Below are 19,897 nucleotides of genomic sequence, written 5' to 3' on the forward strand. Positions count from 1 at the left end.
TGTCAATGCCCTCTCGGTTGGCTTGGTTGTTGTTTCGTGGTGTGATGGACAGTGATGGTCGAGAAAACCGGGCGGCCCGGCTACCTCCAGATCGCCGACGATCTCCGAGCGCAGATCCGCGGCGGCTCTCTCGCGCCCGGCACTCCCCTGCCGTCCACCGCCCAACTCGCCGAGCAGTACGACGCCTCACTGTCGGTGGTGAAGATGGCCGTCGGCATCCTGCGCAACGAGGGCCTGGTGATCGGCCAGCAGGGCAAGGGCGTGTTCGTTCGCGACACCGACGCCGCACCCGCCGCCGACCTGGCCAGCGAGGTGACCGAGCTGCGCTCCGCCGTTCGCGACCTGTCCGAACGCCTGGCACGCGTCGAGGAGCAGTTGGCTACGTCCACGACACGCCGCTCCGGGCGTAGCAACCGGTAACCTTCCGCGCCAGCGAGGCCGACGCCCCGTTCGGGCGCTGCCGCAGGCTCAGCGCCTTGTCCTCGCGGCGGATGCCGACCAGGACCATGATGTAGCCCACCAGCAGCGTGACGCCGAGGACTCCGGCGATGATCAGCGGGATCGTGGTCACGACCAGATCACCCCCGCCGCGGCCAGACCGCGAGGAGCCCGCGGGGGACGGCGGGTCTCGCCACGCCGCCTACCACCCTTGCGCTTGCCCGTCTGCTTCCTGAGCCAACGGTCCCGGGCCCGGCACTTGTGGCAGCGCGCCTGCCCCTCGTCGAGCAGTGCCCCGCACTCGCAGGCGGGGTCCGGGTAGATGTCGTGATTCATGGTGATCACCTCTCCTTTCAGTCGCTTCGGTGTTTCCTTGTGACACCAAGATTGCGACGGAGAGTTAGGACGAGATCACTACACGACGGGACATGTTCAAGACGTCCGGCCTACGATGGCCAGGTCCCCGGACGTCCCCGGAGCAGGTGAAATGGCGAACGAACGGCTACGCGCCGCCCTTCTGCAGAAGGGCGTGAGCATCACCGACCTGGCCAACGCGATCCAGGTCGACCCCAAAACGGTCGAACGATGGATCACCAAAGGCCGTGCGCCGTACCGAAAGCACCGATTCGCGGTGGCTTCCTACCTCGACACCGAGGAGACCTACCTCTGGCCGGAGGCCCTGACCCGCGAACAGGTCGCCTCGGCGTCGGAGTCCGAGATCGTCACCGTCTACCCGCACCGCTGGGCCGTCCCCCGGGACGCGTGGGGACGACTGTTCGCCAGCGCCTCCGAGGAGATCGGCGTGCTGGTCTACAGCGGGTTGTTCCTCGCCGATGACACAGGCCTGGTGCGCATGTTCGGCGAGAAGGCAGACGCCGGAGTCCGGGTGCGCATCCTGCTCGGTGACCCGGACTGCACCGAGGTGGCCCAGCGCGGCAAGGACGAGGGCATCGACAACGGCATGGCCGCCAAGATCCGCAACGTCCTCGTCCTCTACCGGCCCCTACAGGGACGCGAGAACATCGAGTTCCGGCTACACGCCACCGTCCTGTACAACTCGATCTATCGCGCGGACGATCAGTTCCTCGTCAACACCCACGTCTACGGCGTCCCTGCCGGGAACGCGCCAGTCCTCCATCTGCGCAAGGTCGTCGGCGGCGACATGGTCGCCACCTACGCCGAGAGCTTCGAGCGCGTCTGGGACGGCGCACGGCCAGTAGGGTCGTGAGCCATGGCCAAGCGGATCGACTACTACGACGACCCCGACGCCCCAGCGCCCAACAGCCTGGTCCCGTCCGTAAACGTCATCATCACCAACGCCGCCGACGAGATCCTGATGATCCGCCGCAGCGACAACGGCAACTGGGCCGTCCCCGGCGGAGCAATCGACCTCGGCGAGTCCATCCCGCAGGCCGCCATCCGGGAAACGCGCGAAGAGAGCGGCATCGTCTGCGAGATCACGGGCCTGGTCGGCACCTACAGCGACCCCCGGCACGTGATCCTCTACACCTCCAACGGCGAAGCCCGCCAGGAGTTCTCGATCGTCCTGACCGGCCGGGCCATCAGCGGCGAGCTCACGCCGAGCGATGAATCCCGCGAGGTCTGCTGGATGCCCCGCGAACAGGTCACCGAGCTGCAGATGGACCGCTCGATGCGAATGCGCATCGAGCACTACCTAGCCGGCACCGCCCTGCCGCACATCGGTTAGCGCCGCCTCCACCGCCCGTACCGCGGACAAGATGCACGGCGTTGAAGCGGTGATCGACCGGCTGACCAGGTGATCAGGACCGTAGCGGGAATGAATCTCAGCCAGACGTTCGGCGACGTCGAGATGCCTTCCATCCGGTCCGGTGGTCATGTCGCAGTAGGTGAGAGCCTGGGCCAGCTCCGGCCGTTCCTCGTCGAACTCCCGCGTCAGTTCGGTGAACAGGGACCGTTCAAGGGCCTCGTTCACGGCGCAGGAGTGATGTGCAACCAGGCGGCAGAGCGTGTCGTCGGCCTGGTGGACATCGCGCAGGTAGCGTGCGCCGTCGAGAGGATGGAAGCCAGTCTCGACGAGATCGAGGGCGTATCCGATGTCGTGCAGGTAGGCGGCGGCGATCAGGGTGTCGGCCTCGTCGCCAAGGACGGGCGCCAGCGACACGGCGCGGGCGGCTACCCCCTGGGTGTGCGCCCAGCGCCGCGGCAACGTCGTCTCCAGCAGATCCTTGGCGAGGTCATGAGCCCATTCAGCTTGTCCCACACCGCCCACGATAGGCACATGATGCCGGAAACGATCCAGAGCGCCCGCCGAGACGTCCCAGGACGTCTCACCGGCGCACGAACCTCCCCCGCCCATGCTCCGACACGATCAGCCCCTCCCGCTCCAGCACCGCAAGCGCCTGCCGCACGGTGCTCCGCGACACGCCATGCTGAAGCCGTAGCTGCGACTCGCTGGGCAGCGTGGTCCCAGGCGCCAGTTCCCCGCGCTCGATCTGGCCGCGCAACTCCCGTGCGATCTCCTGATACAGGTACAGATCGTCCTTGGGCTTGCCGTCGCCTAGGACCAGCCGGCCCTTCGCAGGAATGGTCAGGATCAGCCCCTGCTCCTCCAGCACGGCCATCGCTCGCCGAATGGTGTTGCGCGAGACTCCGAACTCCGCGCACAGCGCCGCCTCGGACGGCAGCATCGAACCCGCCGGGTACATGCTCATCTCGATCCGTTCTCGAAGCCGGTCAACGATCTGCGTGTAGACCCGCCAACCGGTCAGCCACCTGTTCACCGTCGATGTGCTTCAGATCCGGTAGGCCTCAGCGATCCCGTGCAGGTCGATGCGGAGCTCGCCCTGCTCACCCTCGTGCCAGCCGTCCCGCACGGCCTGAACGATCCGCTCGACGGCCGTGCCCAGGCGCAGGCAGGTCACCCGCTCGTCACCCTGATCGCCCCAGTAGAACCAGCAGAACCCGGTGTGGACGAACACGCGACGAACCCTGAGTCGGCTGTCGGTCACGTCCAGACCGGGCCGACCGTCCTCGGCCACGACGAGCGCCGCTGAGACCTCCCGCTTCGTAAGCTCATCCCTCAGCGCGGCGAGCGCTCGCTGCGCATAGGCGTACTGTCGTTCCCTCATGCTCGCCATAACGAGCCGTCCCTTCACCGTCACGGACTGTGTAGGTCGAGACTCGCCCGCATCGCCGAACCTCTACACCGCAACTCGGGGACGTCTAGGGACGTCTCGTGTTAACGTCCAGGCAGAACGCCTGGTCGCCCGGGAGGTGCGCATGAACAACAACCTTCGCCACGCCCTCATCAACGCCCGCCTCCAGCCAACGGACGTCGCCGCGCACCTCGCCGTTGACCCCAAGACTGTGTACCGCTGGCTCAAGGGCCGCATCCCCTACCCGCGCCATCGCTGGGCCATCGCCGACCTCCTACAGGTCGAGGAAGCCGAGCTTTGGCCCGAGGTCCCCCAGGGACAACGTGCTCTCAACGACGAACTCCAGGCCATCTACCCGCACCGCTGGGCCGTCCCACGAGCCACCTGGCGACACCTGTTCCAGTCGGCCACCTGTGAAATCGGCATCCTGGCCTACAGCGGGCTCTTCCTCGCCGAGGACACCGGCCTCATCCGTCTCCTGGCCAACAAGGCAAAGGCAGGCGTCCGCGTCCGTGTCCTGCTCGGTGACCCCAACGCCCCGGCGGTGGCCGCACGCGGCATCGACGAAACCATCGGCCCCGAGGTCATGGCAGCCCGGGTCCAGAACGCGCTCAACCTCTACCAGCCCCTCACCGGCATCAACAACGCAGAGATCCGCCGCCACCAAACCGTGCTCTACAACTCGATCTACCGGGCCGACGCCGAGCTGCTCGTCAACAGCCACGCCTACGGCACACCAGCCGCTCAAGCCCCTGTCATGCATCTTCGTGTCGTCGAAGAACAAGCAGCGGCGGCAACCTATCTCGACAGCTTCGAACGCGTGTGGGCGAGCGCCACGGCATGCGCAGCGGAGGGCTGATCTGTCGCCGGGACGTGGGCAAGACATGCAGGGACATCGGGCAGGACAAGATCAGAAAGCAACTTATCTACACGTGATCAAGGCAGCCCGCCTGCGGCGGCCTGCTGAGCGTCGGGCGGTCGCTGGCCGCGCTGCGGCTCTCCGGCCGGTCGCGGCCAGCGCCGCCACGCCCTAAGTGTCCGCACCAGAGCCACTCTGCCGTATAGAGGCGATATCTAGAACGAGCCTGCTACATCGGACTCACCTACTACAGTACAGTTACCCGACTATACCCGTACATCCTCGCCAACAAGTAAATCCGCAGGTACACAAGTCCCCGAACTGTGGAGGAATGCAAATATGGGCAGACCCCTTAGTGAAAGAGCGATTCCCAGTCGAAGGCGAGTCATTCAAGCAGATGGCGATTACTGGCATGTCCTTGTCGCGGCCGAGACTGAATAGGCACCTCATCCAACTGTTTCACTTGCAATCCGAAAAGATAAAGCCCAGATAAATATTTAGAGAAGGCGGGATAGCGAGCCCCCCGATTCTGGGAATCATATTTAATCGAAACCCAGAGTGGTGCCTGCGACGCATCAAAGCAGAGATTGCTAAGGCTGATGCCGCAGAACAAAGCGTCAAGGAGCTGCCGCCATGGCTGAGGCCGTGACGATCGCTGACTTCGGTCCTCGCCGCTGTGGTCGGGGCGATCGGCTGCCGCAGCCCTCCTTCGTCGGGCCTTGCCATCGAGCACGACAGCTGAGCTATGGGCGGCAGTACAAGTCGCAAAGTCTCTACGCATGGACACTCCGCCGGCGCCAAGTAGTATATACTTCCCGCCTAGGCGCCCAAAGGTCCTATTTGATCAATCGTTCTAAGGCAACAAATGACAGATACTGGCATTACGCCCCCCTTGCAAGGAAGGGCGGCGGAAGTATACGAAGGCGACGCCTACGATCTCCTAGGCAAGCTTCCGGCCGAATCTGTCGACCTGATCATCACTTCTCCGCCTTACTGGGGACTCCGTACTTATGGTCTCAAGCACAACGAGGAGATCCTTCGAGAGTGGGAGGCGGAAGGCGGAAGCAAAGAACAGCCGCCTCCATATGATTGGTACCGGCTACACGGTGGCTGTCTAGGCTTGGAGCCCCTACCCGAGTGGTATGTAAGTAACCTTGTCGAGATTTTTCGCCGCAGCATTCCTGCCCTGAAGCCTAGTGGCAGCATTTGGGTAAACATCGGGGATACTTACTTCGCTCGCTGGTCAAGCATTCGGTTTGACGGTCGCCAGGGACTTGGCGACAACCCGCGGATGCGCCGGAAGACACCGATGGGAGGATTCCGGCAAGAGAAGCAGCTCCTGATGATTCCAGCGCGGTTTGCTATCGCTATGCAGGACGAGCGCTGGATTCTCCGCAACGACGTCATTTGGGAGAAGCCAAATATCCCACCCCGTCCTGAGAAGGACCGACTACGCCTAGCGCACGAACACTTCTACCACTTTGTGAAGCGCCCAAAGGAAGGCCGGGCAAAGTACTACTATGACATGACTGCGGTCGAAGAGGGCGCGCGAGATGTCGTCAAGGTTAATGCTGCCCCGGGGTCCGATGGCCATTCAGCAACATTCCCAGTAAAGTTGATTGAGCCGCGCATTCTAAGCTCGTGCCCACCTAACGGCCTTGTGCTAGATCCCTTCTGTGGGACTGGTCGAGCTCTAGCTGTGGCCATCAAGAACGGACGCCGAGCAATAGGCTTTGAGATTACGTCAAATTTCTCATCGTCCGCTAGGGAAAACGTAAAGAACTGGCGTGCCACTACCGAAATCGTTGATGATGCGGAAGAGCCTACGCCGCAGGATTCGCTCCAATCGCCGCTATATGATCAATCACCGCTATTTGATGACGAACAAGAACCGCTGCTGCAGGATCCGCCCCAATCCGACCTGTTCTAGAATAACCCGGACTGAGCAGGATTCACATTAAGCTTGGCCTTGGTTTTTACCCTTTCTATAAAGTCCCTTCGGAGACCTCTGCTCTCCCTGCTCGTCGTCATTGCGTGGAGATATTCAGGAACTGTGGTTCGGACTACTTCCACTAGGTTCAGTTGCAGGATGCCGTCCGAATCGAGCGATCCATCGTACTCGAAACCCGCGAAGGTGATATCCCAGGGATCTTCTTCTTGAGTAACACTGAAGTTGATTCTGGATCTTAACTGTCGAAGGATGCTGTACTGCATAACAACATACAGCGGCACCTCGATCTCCTTTAGGTAGACACTTTTTTCCGCTACCTGGGTTCCGAGCCTCTTGTATACATTCCCAGTGTTAACGCCATAGTCCACCGTATCCCGGCGGCCCTTGCGCTCAGCTTCAGCCGTAAAATACTCTCGCCAATTGGCGGTATTTCCCTCCTCCCACGCCTTCCAGGCTGGGCCAACGCCCCCACCTCGGAGATCAATAGTTTGAGCCTCAATTGCTATAAGGCTGGCCCCATTTAAGGCAGAAGGATCATCCCTGAATGCGACATAATCTATATTGCGCTTAGGGGAAGTCGTTGCGGTCACTTCTGGCACGAGGATAGCTTCGCGACCTTCGAAGTAATCGGCTATCGCCCACTGAATAGGTGGGCCATCAAGACGGTGATCGCACACAGCATAGGTGTGCTGATTTCCGTTATCCCATTGCGCTGCATACGTGACCGAACAGTAGCCAAAGCCATACTGGCGCTGCTTTTCGCACGGCCTGCCGGCGAACGGACACGTCTTCTCATTCCACGTTCTGGCGGCCAACGGAGAATCACTGTCATACGGAAAGCCGTATGCTTCGACGATTGGAAAGACTGTTCCCCGCCCGTTCCTGCTACCTCTGCTCACCATCCGGACATACTAGCCCGATTCAAGAGCAAGCAGAGCATTCCGCATCAGAATATTGAGCCTTGCACGCCCCGTCTGGCGGTCTTGCCGGGATCACCTCGCAATATGCGACACTGTGAATACGCTGAGTTAGAGCCAACTGGTCACTATGGACGAAATGCGGCTACAGCACCCGGAAACCTCAAATTAGATCAAACTGGGCGTAGTCTCGTATACGCATCCCCGCAGTTTGGTAGCTCGGCCACGCCGGCGGAATCCCGCATGGCCCGCGCACTGCGCGTACGGCCAGAAGCTTGGACCGCTAGGAGACGCGGATGGCCATCAATTCGGCCATGCATCGCCAAGCTCGGGGAGGTCTAGCAGTCCTGGCAGCTCAGCGGCTTCCTGGGTTCTTCTTCGCCCTCGTGCGGCGGGAGTCGGCGCGAACTCGACGAGGTACTCACCAAGGCGGCTGCGTAGCGTGTCCAGGATCCGGTCAGCGCTTCCTCCCTCTTCGAGCGCGGCGGCGGGCGCGACATCGAGAGCGTAATGGGAGAGTGCCGCCGCATCGGTCCCTATTACTTTCACGAGCTCGATCTCGTTCGGCGTGACGGTGTCGGACTCCACGATCTCGAATACATATATCCACGAAGATGGATGCTCTTGCTCTTCCTGGTCCTGGACAGCGAGACGGTACGTGCCGTCTGGCTTCTGGATGAGATCAGGTCTCCCCAAATGACGCTGCCAGCTCTCCCAGACTGCGGCCGGAATCGCGAAGACGCATCCTGCCGAATGAGGGTGAGCTCCGACCTGAAATTTGAACATCATCTGATAGAAGGTCCGCTTGAACACATTTGCAATATTCGGACCTTCTATCTTGTTGCCTGGCCATTCTGGGTTGTCCCGAACAGCTGCTCCAAACTTCTGTTTGTGAAGGCGAAGGGCGTCGCTGAGGTCGCGTACGGCGTGAGAGTAGCTGCCATGGAAATCCATGGTCTGGATCTCAAAGACCCCATACCGGCCTAGTTGGAAGCCGTCATTATCAGCAGGCAGAACTTCGACCATAGTTGAATCAAACGAGAATTCTGGAGACCGTTCCGTTGCACTGAGTGAGATTTCTCCGCCCAGCTTGTTCTGGAAATAGACCATGCAGGGACTTCCGCCACGGACAGCATCGCGGAACTGGTTGGCTCTGGCCGAATCGGCAAGTACGGTAGCCGGCACCAGAGTAATTTGATCACCAGGCTGGTGACCGAAGAGACGACGAGCTGCGTCATCGAGCAGCCCCGGCTCCAAGACTCTGAAGGGGCAGGCAAGCCAGTCACGCCGTCCGGCCGGGCCGCTGGTGCTGATGGTGCATACACCCTTTGATTGATCGTTCTTGATGCACTCATGCGTCTCGCCGGTTGCTGCACTGATGAAGGGACAGCGCCCGTCCTGCTGATCGCTCAGGCTCATTTCGGTGTCGGCGACGACAGGATAGATCCTGTGGCCGAACCACTCAGCGATGTGATTGCGCGGCGGTTTGACCTCTCTCGTCCGCTTTGATGACCTTGGCTGGCTCATGAGATATCACCCTGCTCTGCTTCACCGACAGCATCCTCCTGGGTGTTCCCTTCCGCCTTCTGCTCCTGCATCTCGTTGTTGTGGCCACGCTCGTAGGTGGGGAGGCCCTCATACGGTGGTGAGGTGACGATGAGGTTGACCGACTCGGAGGCTCGGTCAGCTAGGTGGCCGTACGCTTCGACCTCGCGCACCACCCCGGGAGCATCATCGGAGCGAAGGCCAGGAATCGGCTCCACAGTCATGATGACCAGAGTAGACGTGATCGGGGAGAATCCCACAGGCTGGATCACCAGGTAGAAGACAAAGAGGCTCGACGCAGCGCCCCTTGGTCGACTCAGTCAAGCAGGTCTGGGCGCTGTGGTGGAACTCTACGTGCGGCCACGAGCCGTTTATGGAGCTGCACAGGACCGGGCATGACATCGATGGCCGAGGTTGCCTTCGCGACTGGCAGTGTCACCTTCCGAGGCGCAGGAGATAGAGGCCCTTTGGAAGCACTCAAGAGATCCGCACGCAACCGCATCAAGGGGCACCGGCCCCAAGCGGCGCCCCACCGTATATCTACATGCTGTCGGAGAGCCTCTCCATCCATCCCACACAACTAGAACTTCTCTGGCAACCCCAAAACAGGAGCTATCCCGCAGCCGGCGAGAGTACACTACATCGCGACCCTTGGACACCGGAGGGGCAAGATCATGCCATCGACTTCACCCGCGCTGACTACTTATAAGTCGCGCACCGACTTGAGTAAGTACGGCGATAATGGCCTTCTTTTATTCGCTCTGCAGATGGGCCTAGCCGTAGAAGATATCGACAGCGTGGCCGCACTCGCTCTAACGGATGGAAGCGACGACAAGAAGTGCGACCTCGTCTATGTCGATCTGACCAACGGTCGAGCCATCATCGCTCAAGGATATATCTCGACCAAGGCCAAAGCATCCGCTCCCGCCAACAAAGCCAGCGATCTCAATACAGCCGCGGCCTGGCTCTTAGGCGCCGATGAAAGGCAACTTCCAGAACGACTGCGCCCTGCTCGCAACGAACTCCACGAGTCTCTCCGAACCGGACAGGTTCGTAGACTGGAAGTCTGGTACGTACATAACCTTCCAGAGAGCGCGAACGTCCAGCAGGAGCTGGATAGAGCTGCGGCAACAGCACGAGCGCTTCTAAGAGAGCGCTACCCAGACAATGTTCTGGATGATGTCGTTGCCGTAGAGGTAGGGGTGGCCACCCTAGATCGATGGTACGCAACTTCCCAGATTCCCATACTGGTTACTGACGAAATCACTGTGCCAGCCAGCGCAGGCTTCTCCGAGACTGGCGACGCTTGGAACGCATTCTGCACCTCCGTTCCAGCGAGCTGGCTCACAGAGATGTTCGAAAAGTACGGAACCAACCTGTTTAGCGCTAACGTCCGCGACTATCTGGGCAGCATTAATAGTGATGCCAATATCAACAACAATATAAAGCAGACCGCAGAAATCACTCCTGGCCGCTTCTTTGCATATAATAACGGCCTCACAATTCTCGTAAACGATCTCGCGCCGCCTGCGTCAACCGACATTTCGTTTATCATTCGCGGCATGTCGATTGTGAACGGCGCGCAAACCACAGGAGCGCTTGCCAGTAGCAAGGCATCCAGCAAGGCGCTTGGCGAAGCTCGAGTACTAACACGCTTCGTCAAGTGCGCCGACCAACGAGTGATCCGTGAAATTATTCAATACAACAACAGTCAAAATAAGATCGAGGCTGCCGATTTCCGGAGCAATGACAAGATTCAGGAACGACTTCGCCAAGAATTTAGCTTGATACCGGACGCAGAGTACCGGGGCGGCCGACGCGGAAGCGAGAAGGATGTAATTGAGCGACGCCCTAATCTAATACCTACGCAAACAGCGGCCCAAGCTATTGCGGCGTTCCATGGGCAGCCGAATATCGCATACAACGAAACGCGTCGCATATGGTCGTCCGATGAGGTATATTCTCAGACCTTCCCTGAGTTCATTACGGCTCGACATGTTCTCTTCTGTTATTCTCTCCTCAAAGCCATAGAAGAGGCTAAGTTTGACCTGACCAAAACGCCCTCCAATCAGCGCACGAAGCTTCAGACCACACAAGTCGATTTTCTCCGAAAGAGGGGATCCACTTTTCTCGTCGCTACTGCCGTTTCCTCCTGTCTCGAGACCATCCTCGATAGACCTATCGTTGATTCCTGGCGTCTCATGTTCTCCGCTAATCTGTCCCCTAGGGATGCCGTCGCTAAATGGCAGCCAGTACTGCTTCCTCTGCTCTCCTTCGTGGACCAGCTCGAAGATGCACTTACTGGCTATCTAAAGAACCATGAGAAGACAGCATCCAGTCTCGCCAGGTTCCAACAGCTCGTACATGCAACTCGTGACGTGGTAGGCGAGGGAGCATTTGCCGAGTTCAGGAGTGCTATCACGGATAGCTCTATGTAAGGCGGCGCCGGTCTATTTCTTGGCCCGCTCCCACTGGCGGCTGTGCAGTGCTCAGCGCAGAGTGTGCTGCAACGGAAGCTACAAGGCGAGTCGGCCGCGCCGCTTGCGATGGTCGGGTCTGGCGGCCCTGCGCTCCGGGGTCGGCTTGCCGCCGGATGACGTGATTCCTCTCGCGATCCGGCCGGGGACATACGGGGGACGATCTTGCATTGCCTACGCCCTACGGAGGCTATTTACCCAGCTCAAGCCGCCCGAAGAGACGTAGAAGCCCGCACTCTCCTACTGTGGGACCGTAGTCCTTCGTCGGTCAGGCAAACGTGATCTGAAACACTGTCAGATCACCCCCAGCTGAGACGGCGACTCGCTCGTTTGCCGTGGCGGCTACTGCCCACACCGTGCTGGCATGGCTAGCTAGTTCTAGGCCGGGGTCATCGGGCCTAGTTAGATCCCATAGCCGTACTGTACCGTCGTCTCCGCCGGAGACCACATGGCCGCTGGGAGTGACCGCCACCGCACGCACACGCCCATCATGACGGCCAATTTCTCGACCAAGGTCATCGAGGCTAGTCGGGTCCCACAGCCGAACAGCACCATCACCTCCGCCGGAAACCACATGACCACTGGAAGTAACCGCCACCGCCCATACCGTCACGCGGCTGTGCGGCCCTGCATGGTGGCCAATTTCTCGACCAAGCCCATCGAGGCTAGTCGGGTCCCACAGCCGAACAGCACCATCACCTCCGCCAGAAACCACATGACCGCTGGGAGTGACCGCCACCGCACGCACACGCCCATCATGACGGCCAATTTCTCGACCAAGGTCATCGGGGTTAGTCGGGTCCCACAGCCGAACTGCACCGTCCCCTGTACCGGAGACCACCCGGCCGCAGGGGGTGAGTGCCACCGCCCGCATCTGCCCACCAGTACGACGTATCGGTTTCCGAAGAGCCTCGGACATGGGCCTCCCCTCGTAGCGTGGAGATCGAACCGAGAGAGGTTTGGTCGTGGCAGGTACCACGAGGCGTCGTTTTGATCCGGAGTTCCGGGCTGGGGCGGTGCGTATCGTCAAGGAGACCGGCAAGCCCGTCGCGCACATCGCGCGGGATCTGGGTATCAACGAGTACACGCTGTACAACTGGGTGCAGATGGACCGGCACGCAACAGGGCAGGCCGGGCGTGACGGCATCGGAGGCGGCAAGCTGAAGGAGTCCGAGCAGGAGGAACTGGCGCGACTGCGGCGGGAGAAGGCCGAGCTGGTCAAGCAGCACGCCAAGGAGAAGGCCGCCTGGGAGAAGGAGCGTGCCGAGCTGGAGGACGAGCGTGATGTCCTCAAACGATCCGTGGTCCTATGGGTCAAGGACTCGCTGAACCGATAACCGTGGTGGAGTTCATCGAGTCCCAAAGGGCCGAGTTCGGTATCCCCCACAAGATCTGCTTTCGTGCGCTGGGAGTGTCGGCCTCGTGGTTCTACAAGTGGAAGAGCCGCAGGCCAACGGCTCGTGAAGAGCGGCGTGCCCAGTTGGATGCGGAGATCAAGCGCCTGTTTGCGGCCTCAGGTGGCACGTACGGCTCACCGCGGATCACCCAGGACTTACGTGAACTGGGCTGGAAGGTGTCGGAGAACACCGTGGCCAAGCGGATGTCCGAGCTCGGCCTGGCCGGGCGGAGGCTGCAGAAGCCGCGTTCGCTGACCCGGCAGGGAAAGCGGCCGGCCGCGCCGGATCTGGTGCGGCGGAAGTTCACCGCGGTCGCTCCGGACGTGCTGTGGGTCGGCGATGTCACGATGATCCGCACCGATGAGGGGCCGCTGTATCTGGCCTCGGTCGAGGACCTGTTCTCCCGCCGGCTGCTCGGCTACGCCATGTCCGAGCACCATGACGCGGCGCTGACGGTCGCATCGCTGCAGATGGCCGTAGTCACGCGGGGTGGTGACGTGGACGGGGTAATCTTCCACTCGGATCGCGGATCGGAATGCACCGCCGCCCGCTACCAGGCCGAATGCCGCAAGCACGGAGTGGTGCAGTCCATGGGCCGGGTCGGATGCGCGCTCGACAACGGAGCCGCCGAGTCGCTCAACAGCACCCTGAAGGTCGAGTTCGTACACCGGCACCACTTCCACACCCGGGCGGAGGCCCGGCTGAAGATCGCAACCTGGATCGCGGACTTCTACAACGTCAAGCGCAGGCACAGCGCCAACGACGGGCTGCCGCCTGTCACATTCGAGCGTCAGATGATCGAGAAGCGGCAAACATCAACGGCCCTGCTGAGGGCCGCTGTGGCATAGAACCGTCTCCACGGTTTGAGGGGATTGACAGTAATGGCCTGCGATCAGTAGCCCAGCAGATACCACTGATCGTCTCGGATCACGTTCCGCTGGGCAAGTCATGAAGTCAAGCGATCGATGAGCTGCATAGGGCTTTTCTCGAGTGTAAACCAGTCCGCGACGATGATCCGTCCGGCATTCCCTGTGTGTGCCATAGCTGCATCGAGCGTTGGTTGGAGGTCTGGACATACCAGATCCTGCTCACATGCCTGGAGTGGGTGCTTAGTAACTACAGCCCAGGGCCGATTCCGCACGGTCAGCGCCAGACCAGGCAGATGACCATCCAGCAAATTACCGCCGAATATGGCTCTCAGACTCTTAAGGGCGTCAAACGCCCGTCCATCGGAAGATTGAGGGATACGCTGAGTGAGGACTGCGAATAGGTCGTCAGCCAGTCGCCAGTCGAGCAGAGGGTGGTACGCCATGTTGGAGTAGTCACGCAGACATCGATAGCAGGACGATGTACAGAGCACCCCGTGATCCCCCTGTCGCAAGCGGTCCAGGTAGCTGGTGGTTTCCGCCATAAATGCTTCGAGGATGCCATGGCTTGCCAGGTGAGTGCTGAAGCCTGCTCCATTTTCAAGGGCATCGGCGAGGAAGGCGTACACGGCATAGCCATCGTGGTGCGGACCCGGGTGGATTCCGGCGAGGAGCTCTTGACGGCCAATATCAAGATGGTAAGCAGCAGCGCTGCGGAGCAGAAACGCCAGCGAGTACCATGCGGCGCGCCGACCCTCACTGATGTCGGCTCCGAAAGTAGGCACTGCGGTGGCAAGGTTGAGGCGGTAACCACGCTCGCGATCAGTCGTCGAGCTAGGGCCAATGAAGAGAAAGTCGGTGGGTATTACGGCCCCTAGCGCTACTTTGATGGGATCCCCATAGGTGCGCTCGCCGTCGGCTGTGCCGCTCTGGACGTAGCCGCCCCACGGCCCCGGAGCGCGCCGCAGGGTAAACAGGGCGCCGTTGTTGTCGTTGACCACATACCGCTGGCCTGGACCGGAGTGCAAGTGAGCGCCCCGCCACGGCGTGAACTCTAAAGCAGCCATATTCGTCGCTGCCCGGGAGGAAATCGTGCGGGGGGACCAGGCGAAAGTGCCGTCGAAATCACGAGGTTCGCTGGCCCTGAAGCCAGCAGGCTCTCGCAGATCGACTACATCGTAATTGCTTGAGCCGCACACCAGGCAGGAGCCTTCAGCCGTAGGTGACTCTTCCACGTGGTTGCAGACTCGACACAGACCTACGGGGCGTGAATGCTCCAGTGGTTCTGCAATGGGCCGAGGTCCGCCCGGAAGAGGCTCAAACTCGGTGACTCCGGTAACGGTGTATACATAGCCGTCCTTGACCACCTCGCCGCCGGGAGCGAACTGCGACACAGCCATGGCGATATCGCGGTCAACGGCCGCGTCGGGCGGCCACGGATACCGTTTCTTCGGCACTTCCAGGTACAACTGCCGGACACGGGTGGGAAACCCGAACATTGGCAGGACTCCGGCGTGCGCAAGCCGCTCGCTCAACTCCGGAGCCCCTGTGGCCGATCGCGCGGCAGCCGTGATCTGGCCCAGGAGGGATTCCATCCAAGCACTGTCGAGGTACTGACTAGGCTCAAGCGGTGTCCAGGCGGTGAGGGCCCGCGCTGATTCGTTGATCTGGTCGGCATAGCCCCCGAGATACTTCCGGACCTCAGGTAGGGCGTCGGGCCAGTCCTCGGTCCTGCCGAACTCACCGTGCACACTACCTGCTCCGCCGTGATGTTCCAGGTGCTGAAAGGCAAGCCGGAGCAGTTCCGCTGCCATCGCGCGCCGCAGGATTTCGGGTCGCCCGAGGGTTAGGTACGGCGGAGGTGTCGGGTCGTTGGTGATGGCTGCGGGATTGGCGAAGTAGTGCTCGTCATGGCTACGGCCGCGGCAGACAGTCAACGCAACTGCAACGGGGGAGGAGCGGCGTCCGGCACGTCCTACCCTCTGCTGGTAGTTGAACCGGCTGGGCGGCATATTGGCCATGACCACTGCCGATAGAGGACCGATATCAACGCCGGCCTCCATGGTCGTAGTGACGGAAAGCATGTCGAGCTCGTGTACGAGAGATATTTCGCTCGGCTCGTCGAGGAAGACTTTCTGGAAGCGGGCCTGGCGGGTTTGAGCCTCGATCCGGCCGGTCTGCCCGGTTAGCTCAGCGCAGTTCAGGCGGAACGCAGCTCGGCCAGAGTCGGCCTTCCATGCATAGTAATCACCGTTGTACGGCCCACCACCAGGCTCCGGCTGAGAGGGCAGTCTGCTGCGGCACCTGGTGCATGTGCCCGCGCTCGGGGTGAGATGCCGCCGCCCACATTCTTGGCATACCCAGGCGCGCCCAGGTGATGGGCGCACCACGGCTTCCCGGGGGTTGATGAGGTATTCGCGGACGGTGCCGCCCCAAGCTGATTCGGCGTCCGCCTGAATGTCGTCGTAGGGCCGCCCTTGGTGTTCGGCAACGCTCTGCCAGTAGTCGCGCAGACGACGCGGAGGCTTGTCCCGTGGTTCACGGGCTGTGAAGAAGCGCCGCAGCTCCGCAAGAATGCGCAAGCTTGCCTGACCGAGGCCATCGGGATCTGCGTTTGGTGCTACAGGTGCCACACAGGCAAGCCCGAGCGACTCGATGTCGCGTCCCGCACCGGAGAACAACGCTTCCAGCGTATTGTCCAAGAGGCTGTCCTCCGACGACAAGGCAGCCTCCTGGGCTTGCGAGGTGTTGGCCTTGAGCGTCGGAGGTGTCGTGTTCCAGTCGAAGAAGTCATGCCAGCCAATCGTGCCAAGCTGTTGTGCACTGGGCTTTGTCCCGGCTGGGTTAACCCCCAAGGCGAGCAGGCGGGAGTTGACATTCACCTTGGCGAGTGATTCTAGTGTCGGCGGTGCGGACAGCCGTTCGGCTGCAGCCGCTACTGCGGCTTCGTTTCCGTCCAGGAGGGCCCCGCGCATTTCGTTTAGGGCTACCTCATCCTTCTTGCGCAGCCGGGCGATCGCAGCGTCGATGGCCGGAGAGCGTTCCCCCTCGACCTGTGCCCGCACCGCTGCGAGGTCTTCCTCCGAAGCCGCGGATGTACGGAGCTCTTCCAAGGCGAGCAAGCGGACGAGGTCCTGATAGTGTCGCAGGGCCATACCGGCGGAGAGCTTGGCCGCATCCTGACGGCTGTCCGTAAAGATGATCAGTTTGCGTTCTTCCGCGTCCAGCTGCTCGGCAAGCTCGTCTGCCAAGACCTGGTTGATCTTCTCAAATCCGGTGCGCATTGTCCTCACCGGTGAGGTTAGGCGCAGGGGGTCCGTGATCGGCCGGAGCTCTTTGCTGCTCGAGTAACGACGTTCCCAGTCGGCGCCGCAGCACGGGCAGCGTGTCGGGAAAGGCGAGAGACCTGAGATATCGAGCCGGGGCTGTCCGGTGGTGCGATCCTTCGGACTGCGAATGTGGAAGCTCCAGCCCGTTGCCCCAGCTTCTTTGTTCTGCAGCTGCCCCGTGGCCGGGTCGAATCTACTGCGCCGGAAAACGAATTCCACACCGCCGACAGTCCAGCGCCCGTCGTCGTCAGCTCGCTGTGCTTGGTTGGACGGCCAGTAGACAATGTAGTTGGCCGCTGTGCGGTCTGGGCCCGACCGATCGGGCATGCGGGCGAGATCGGGACTATCCGGAAGGAGAATTGCCCTGAAGGAGGTCCCTTTGAACGCGCTCCGCGGAGCGTATCCACCCAGCATGGCTTCCCCACACGATTGGCAGTACAGCAGCTCCAGTACGCGGGCACCGCAGTCACAGAATGTGCGCGGCACAGGAAAAATTTTCCCGATTTGTCGCTGGGAGCCGGCGGCGGCCTCTGGTACCTCCGGACAGGCCGGGTCAGTGCAGGCCCACATACCTGCCACGTTGCGGAAGAACAGGTGGATGCGGATCTTCGGCAGTCCTGCAGGCTCCGCATATGAGGCAATCCGCATGGCAGCCGTAGCACCGCGCAAAGCCTTGTCTGCTTCCTCCTTTGTGCTAGCGGGAAACAAGGCTGCGGCAAGCGCGGACGCAGACATTGCCGACGCCGAGGCCTCTTCCGCACTGGCCCCGAAGGCCTTGACCACTGCCTCTGCAGCGCCAGTCGCAGAGAGCAGCGCAGCGGCCTCCGCAGAGGTTATCGGCTGGCCATGTACAGCCGATAACGCAGGCGCTGCCGCGGAGATGTCTGCCGCACCTCGTGGGCGCGGCGATAGCTCACCCGGGATGAAGTCGAAGGAATTCTCGTCGGCCGCGAAGAATTCCTGAAGGAATCTGCGGTCTCTCGCCCGGCCTTCATCAAGGGACGCCGAGGCGGCCAGAACCCTTATCTTGTCCGGCCGGTCGGTCAGACCGAGTCTGTGCTTTAGATTGCGAATCAGATAAGCGATCTCCGTGCCTGCCGTACCACGGTACATATGCAGCTCGTCGACCACGAGAGTGAAGCGTGCGCTGGGAGATGAATCGAGCCATTGCGCGGTGCTGTCGAAGAAGTCTTGATCACGGCTTCGCTGAAGCATCACGTTCAGCATGGAATAATTTGTAATCAGAATGTCCGGCGGCGCATCGTACATGTCCCATCGGCTTCTCATCTCCGAACCATCTAGGCGGGGAACGAAGAAGCGCGCATTATCATCTTCGGCTTCGTGCGCGCGGCGGCTTCGGGCGGCTGTGGCCTTCAGGTATTTACGCAGTTCATCGACAGCGTAGTCCTGCGCAGGTCCTCCCGTCACCGGTGTCGCTCCAGTGAAACGCCCAAAATAGAAGCGGTGACCGAGCCGATGAGCGTCGAGCCAGTCGCGCACTGAATCGCTATCTAGTGCCTTGCGCAACCGCATGAGCTGGTCGTCGACGAGGGCATTCATCGGATAGAGGATCATCGCTCGCACTGCCTGCGCCCGCCCTCGTTCACCATCGCGCTGAGCGAGGAATGGGTGAGAAGAACGGTCCCACCACGGCCGGAAGGGAGCAGGGCCTCCGGTCCATTGCTGCGACTCGCGCAGCAAATCCGCCAGGATGGGCATCAGGAAGGCCTCGGTCTTTCCGGAACCTGTTCCAGCGGTAACGACGGTGTTGCGCTTTGGACGCATCGCGCTGGCCAGAGCGCGCTCTTGGTGAAGGTAGAGCTCCGTCCCAGGGCTCAGGAGCCCGAGTTGTGCGAAGGCTGCCAGCTCCTCAGGCGCTCCCGCGCGGGTCACTGACTCCTTGAGCGTCCAGCCAGTGGTCGCATACGCCGGCCGCAGCTCGACAAACGGATCGGCGTAGATGCCTCCCGGCTGATCCAGAAGCGCGCGGCGCTCAATCTGGAGCGAGTCATCCCGGAGCCGAAACGCGGTGTCGTAGTAACGCAGGTAGGCCTCGCGCAACGCGTCATGGGTGGCGAAGGCATCTAGACCGGACAGGGGAGTCGTCATGTGATCTCCAGGGCGCGGTGCAAGGTACGGGCAACTCGGTCGGCGATACGCAAGGGAACGCCGTCATAGCGCTGCCCTTGGTCCACAGCCATCGGAGGCAGGCCAGTGCACATCACCGCGGCCCGCTCTTGAAGGAGCGGCAGCGCAGCACGAGTATCTACGTGCAGCTGACCTGTGGAGTGTGGCTTGGGAGGTACGAGACCCGGGTCAGCCTTCCACCGCAGCGGAAACGCAGTGGCTGCAAGAACATGGTGGATGCCTGCGCGGCGGTCAACCATGTGCCAAGAGCCCTTCTCGAAGAGGGCATAGCGCGTCACCCGGCCGTACAGCGTATACTTATACAACCCGTTAGGGGGCCGTGCTCGAGTGAAGGCAACGGCGGAGAAGCGGCCGCTCTCCGGGACAAACATCTCAATTGCGCTGTCTCGTGTCGGCGGGGGAATCTCCGGGCCGGGCCGGAACGGCTCCAGTAACTGCATGATGCTATCTGCTAGACACGGCACAGCCGACGCACCGACCACTGCGGTGAACGAGTCCAGCTGCGCCGGCCCGGCATGCTGCAACCAGACCACTGAAGGTAGCGCGATGCGGCCAGCATGTCCGGGGTGGGCCAGGGCTACTGCCCCGTGACGCTGATAGAATGTGACCTCAGCTGGACGAGCCCCGATGAGTAGAGCGGTGTTGATTCGCCCAGGCAGCGGGGTAACAGCACAGGGCTGAGCCTGCCAGGTGCCGGAAAGCCCGTCGATGTCAGCGATACCGAGGGGTTGTAGCTGGCGAACCCACCATCTAGCAGCTTCACGATCAAGACCGCTGGCCCATGCGACATCCGCAATTAGGCGGTTCAGGCTTCCGCCTTGCTGATCTGCCAT

At 61.4% G+C, this 19,897-nt stretch carries 19 protein-coding genes; 8 read left to right on the forward strand and 11 right to left on the reverse strand.

Features of this window, described 5'->3' with window-relative positions; translation table 11 throughout:
- Nucleotides 1–54: 54 nt before the first annotated feature.
- A complete protein-coding gene (locus ID574_RS53455; protein ID WP_188196787.1) occupies nucleotides 55–420 on the forward strand; it encodes a winged helix-turn-helix domain-containing protein in 366 nt (121 codons plus the stop codon).
- Here ID574_RS53455 and ID574_RS53460 read toward each other — a convergent pair.
- Together ID574_RS53460 and ID574_RS53465 are read right to left on the reverse strand one after the other, a co-directional pair.
- Nucleotides 380–571, reverse strand: a complete 192-nt coding sequence (locus ID574_RS53460) for a hypothetical protein (RefSeq protein WP_188196788.1) — start codon at nucleotides 569–571, stop codon at nucleotides 380–382. The genes ID574_RS53455 and ID574_RS53460 overlap by 41 nt on opposite strands.
- Nucleotides 568–774, reverse strand: coding sequence for a hypothetical protein (locus ID574_RS53465; protein ID WP_188196789.1), 207 nt, complete (start codon nucleotides 772–774; stop codon nucleotides 568–570). The genes ID574_RS53460 and ID574_RS53465 overlap by 4 nt, the downstream gene beginning before the upstream one ends.
- Before the next feature lie 151 nt (nucleotides 775–925).
- Here ID574_RS53465 and ID574_RS53470 point away from each other — a divergent pair, with 151 nt between their 5' ends.
- Together ID574_RS53470 and ID574_RS53475 are read left to right on the forward strand one after the other, a co-directional pair.
- Complete coding sequence (locus tag ID574_RS53470) at nucleotides 926–1,666, forward strand: helix-turn-helix domain-containing protein (RefSeq protein ID WP_188196790.1); 741 nt, start codon at nucleotides 926–928, stop codon at nucleotides 1,664–1,666.
- Between the two features lie 3 nt (nucleotides 1,667–1,669).
- The gene (locus ID574_RS53475; protein WP_188196791.1) at nucleotides 1,670–2,146 is read left to right on the forward strand and encodes an NUDIX hydrolase; all 477 of its coding nucleotides are present in this window, start codon (nucleotides 1,670–1,672) and stop codon (nucleotides 2,144–2,146) included.
- Here ID574_RS53475 and ID574_RS53480 read toward each other — a convergent pair.
- From ID574_RS53480 to ID574_RS53490, 3 genes are all read right to left on the reverse strand, one after another.
- Entirely contained in the window at nucleotides 2,114–2,680 is a 567-nt protein-coding gene (locus ID574_RS53480) for an HD domain-containing protein (RefSeq protein ID WP_336245649.1), read from the reverse strand. The genes ID574_RS53475 and ID574_RS53480 overlap by 33 nt on opposite strands.
- A gap of 67 nt (nucleotides 2,681–2,747) precedes the next feature.
- On the reverse strand, nucleotides 2,748–3,200 hold the full coding sequence (locus ID574_RS53485; RefSeq protein ID WP_188196793.1) for a GntR family transcriptional regulator: 453 nt from the start codon (nucleotides 3,198–3,200) through the stop codon (nucleotides 2,748–2,750).
- Nucleotides 3,201–3,212: 12 nt separating this feature from the next.
- Nucleotides 3,213–3,548, reverse strand: coding sequence for a hypothetical protein (locus ID574_RS53490; RefSeq protein WP_188196794.1), 336 nt, complete (start codon nucleotides 3,546–3,548; stop codon nucleotides 3,213–3,215).
- Nucleotides 3,549–3,699: 151 nt separating this feature from the next.
- On the opposite strand from ID574_RS53490, the gene ID574_RS53495 reads away from it, so the two are divergent.
- Nucleotides 3,700–4,434 carry an XRE family transcriptional regulator gene (locus tag ID574_RS53495; RefSeq protein ID WP_188196818.1) on the forward strand — a complete coding sequence of 245 codons (735 nt, stop codon included), beginning with the start codon at nucleotides 3,700–3,702 and terminating at the stop codon, nucleotides 4,432–4,434.
- Between the two features lie 865 nt (nucleotides 4,435–5,299).
- The gene (locus tag ID574_RS53500; protein ID WP_188196795.1) at nucleotides 5,300–6,364 is read left to right on the forward strand and encodes a DNA-methyltransferase; all 1,065 of its coding nucleotides are present in this window, start codon (nucleotides 5,300–5,302) and stop codon (nucleotides 6,362–6,364) included.
- Here ID574_RS53500 and ID574_RS53505 read toward each other — a convergent pair.
- The 3 genes from ID574_RS53505 to ID574_RS53515 form a co-directional block, all read right to left on the reverse strand.
- On the reverse strand, nucleotides 6,361–7,287 hold the full coding sequence (locus tag ID574_RS53505; protein ID WP_188196796.1) for a NotI family restriction endonuclease: 927 nt from the start codon (nucleotides 7,285–7,287) through the stop codon (nucleotides 6,361–6,363). The two genes, ID574_RS53500 and ID574_RS53505, sit on opposite strands and share 4 nt — an antisense overlap.
- 318 nt (nucleotides 7,288–7,605) lie before the next feature.
- Nucleotides 7,606–8,829: a PDDEXK family nuclease gene (locus ID574_RS53510; protein ID WP_188196797.1), complete on the reverse strand. Its 1,224-nt coding sequence runs from the start codon at nucleotides 8,827–8,829 to the stop codon at nucleotides 7,606–7,608.
- Nucleotides 8,826–9,071: a hypothetical protein gene (locus tag ID574_RS53515; protein WP_188196798.1), complete on the reverse strand. Its 246-nt coding sequence runs from the start codon at nucleotides 9,069–9,071 to the stop codon at nucleotides 8,826–8,828. The genes ID574_RS53510 and ID574_RS53515 overlap by 4 nt, the downstream gene beginning before the upstream one ends.
- Before the next feature lie 450 nt (nucleotides 9,072–9,521).
- Between ID574_RS53515 and ID574_RS53520 the strand changes: the two genes are divergently transcribed.
- A complete protein-coding gene (locus ID574_RS53520; RefSeq protein WP_188196799.1) occupies nucleotides 9,522–11,285 on the forward strand; it encodes an AIPR family protein in 1,764 nt (587 codons plus the stop codon).
- Nucleotides 11,286–11,592: 307 nt separating this feature from the next.
- Here the strand turns inward: ID574_RS53520 and ID574_RS63255 are convergent, their stop codons facing one another.
- Nucleotides 11,593–12,381: a WD40 repeat domain-containing protein gene (locus ID574_RS63255; RefSeq protein ID WP_442939450.1), complete on the reverse strand. Its 789-nt coding sequence runs from the start codon at nucleotides 12,379–12,381 to the stop codon at nucleotides 11,593–11,595.
- Between ID574_RS63255 and ID574_RS53530 the strand changes: the two genes are divergently transcribed.
- Nucleotides 12,290–12,661 (forward strand): transposase, encoded by a 372-nt coding sequence (locus ID574_RS53530; protein WP_188196801.1) that lies wholly within the window; start codon nucleotides 12,290–12,292, stop codon nucleotides 12,659–12,661. The genes ID574_RS63255 and ID574_RS53530 overlap by 92 nt on opposite strands.
- A 2-nt stretch (nucleotides 12,662–12,663) precedes the next feature.
- Nucleotides 12,664–13,569 carry an IS3 family transposase gene (locus tag ID574_RS53535; RefSeq protein WP_223168029.1) on the forward strand — a complete coding sequence of 302 codons (906 nt, stop codon included), beginning with the start codon at nucleotides 12,664–12,666 and terminating at the stop codon, nucleotides 13,567–13,569.
- A 98-nt stretch (nucleotides 13,570–13,667) separates the two neighbouring features.
- Here ID574_RS53535 and ID574_RS53540 read toward each other — a convergent pair whose 3' ends face one another.
- Together ID574_RS53540 and ID574_RS61160 are read right to left on the reverse strand one after the other, a co-directional pair.
- Entirely contained in the window at nucleotides 13,668–19,025 is a 5,358-nt protein-coding gene (locus tag ID574_RS53540; protein WP_188196802.1) for a DEAD/DEAH box helicase, read from the reverse strand.
- The gene (locus ID574_RS61160) at nucleotides 19,022–19,897 is read right to left on the reverse strand and encodes a hypothetical protein (protein ID WP_223168030.1); all 876 of its coding nucleotides are present in this window, start codon (nucleotides 19,895–19,897) and stop codon (nucleotides 19,022–19,024) included. Before ID574_RS61160 ends, ID574_RS53540 begins: the two co-directional genes overlap by 4 nt.

Source organism: Nonomuraea sp. SYSU D8015 (assembly GCF_008065375.1).
Lineage (GTDB): Bacteria > Actinomycetota > Actinomycetes > Streptosporangiales > Streptosporangiaceae > Nonomuraea.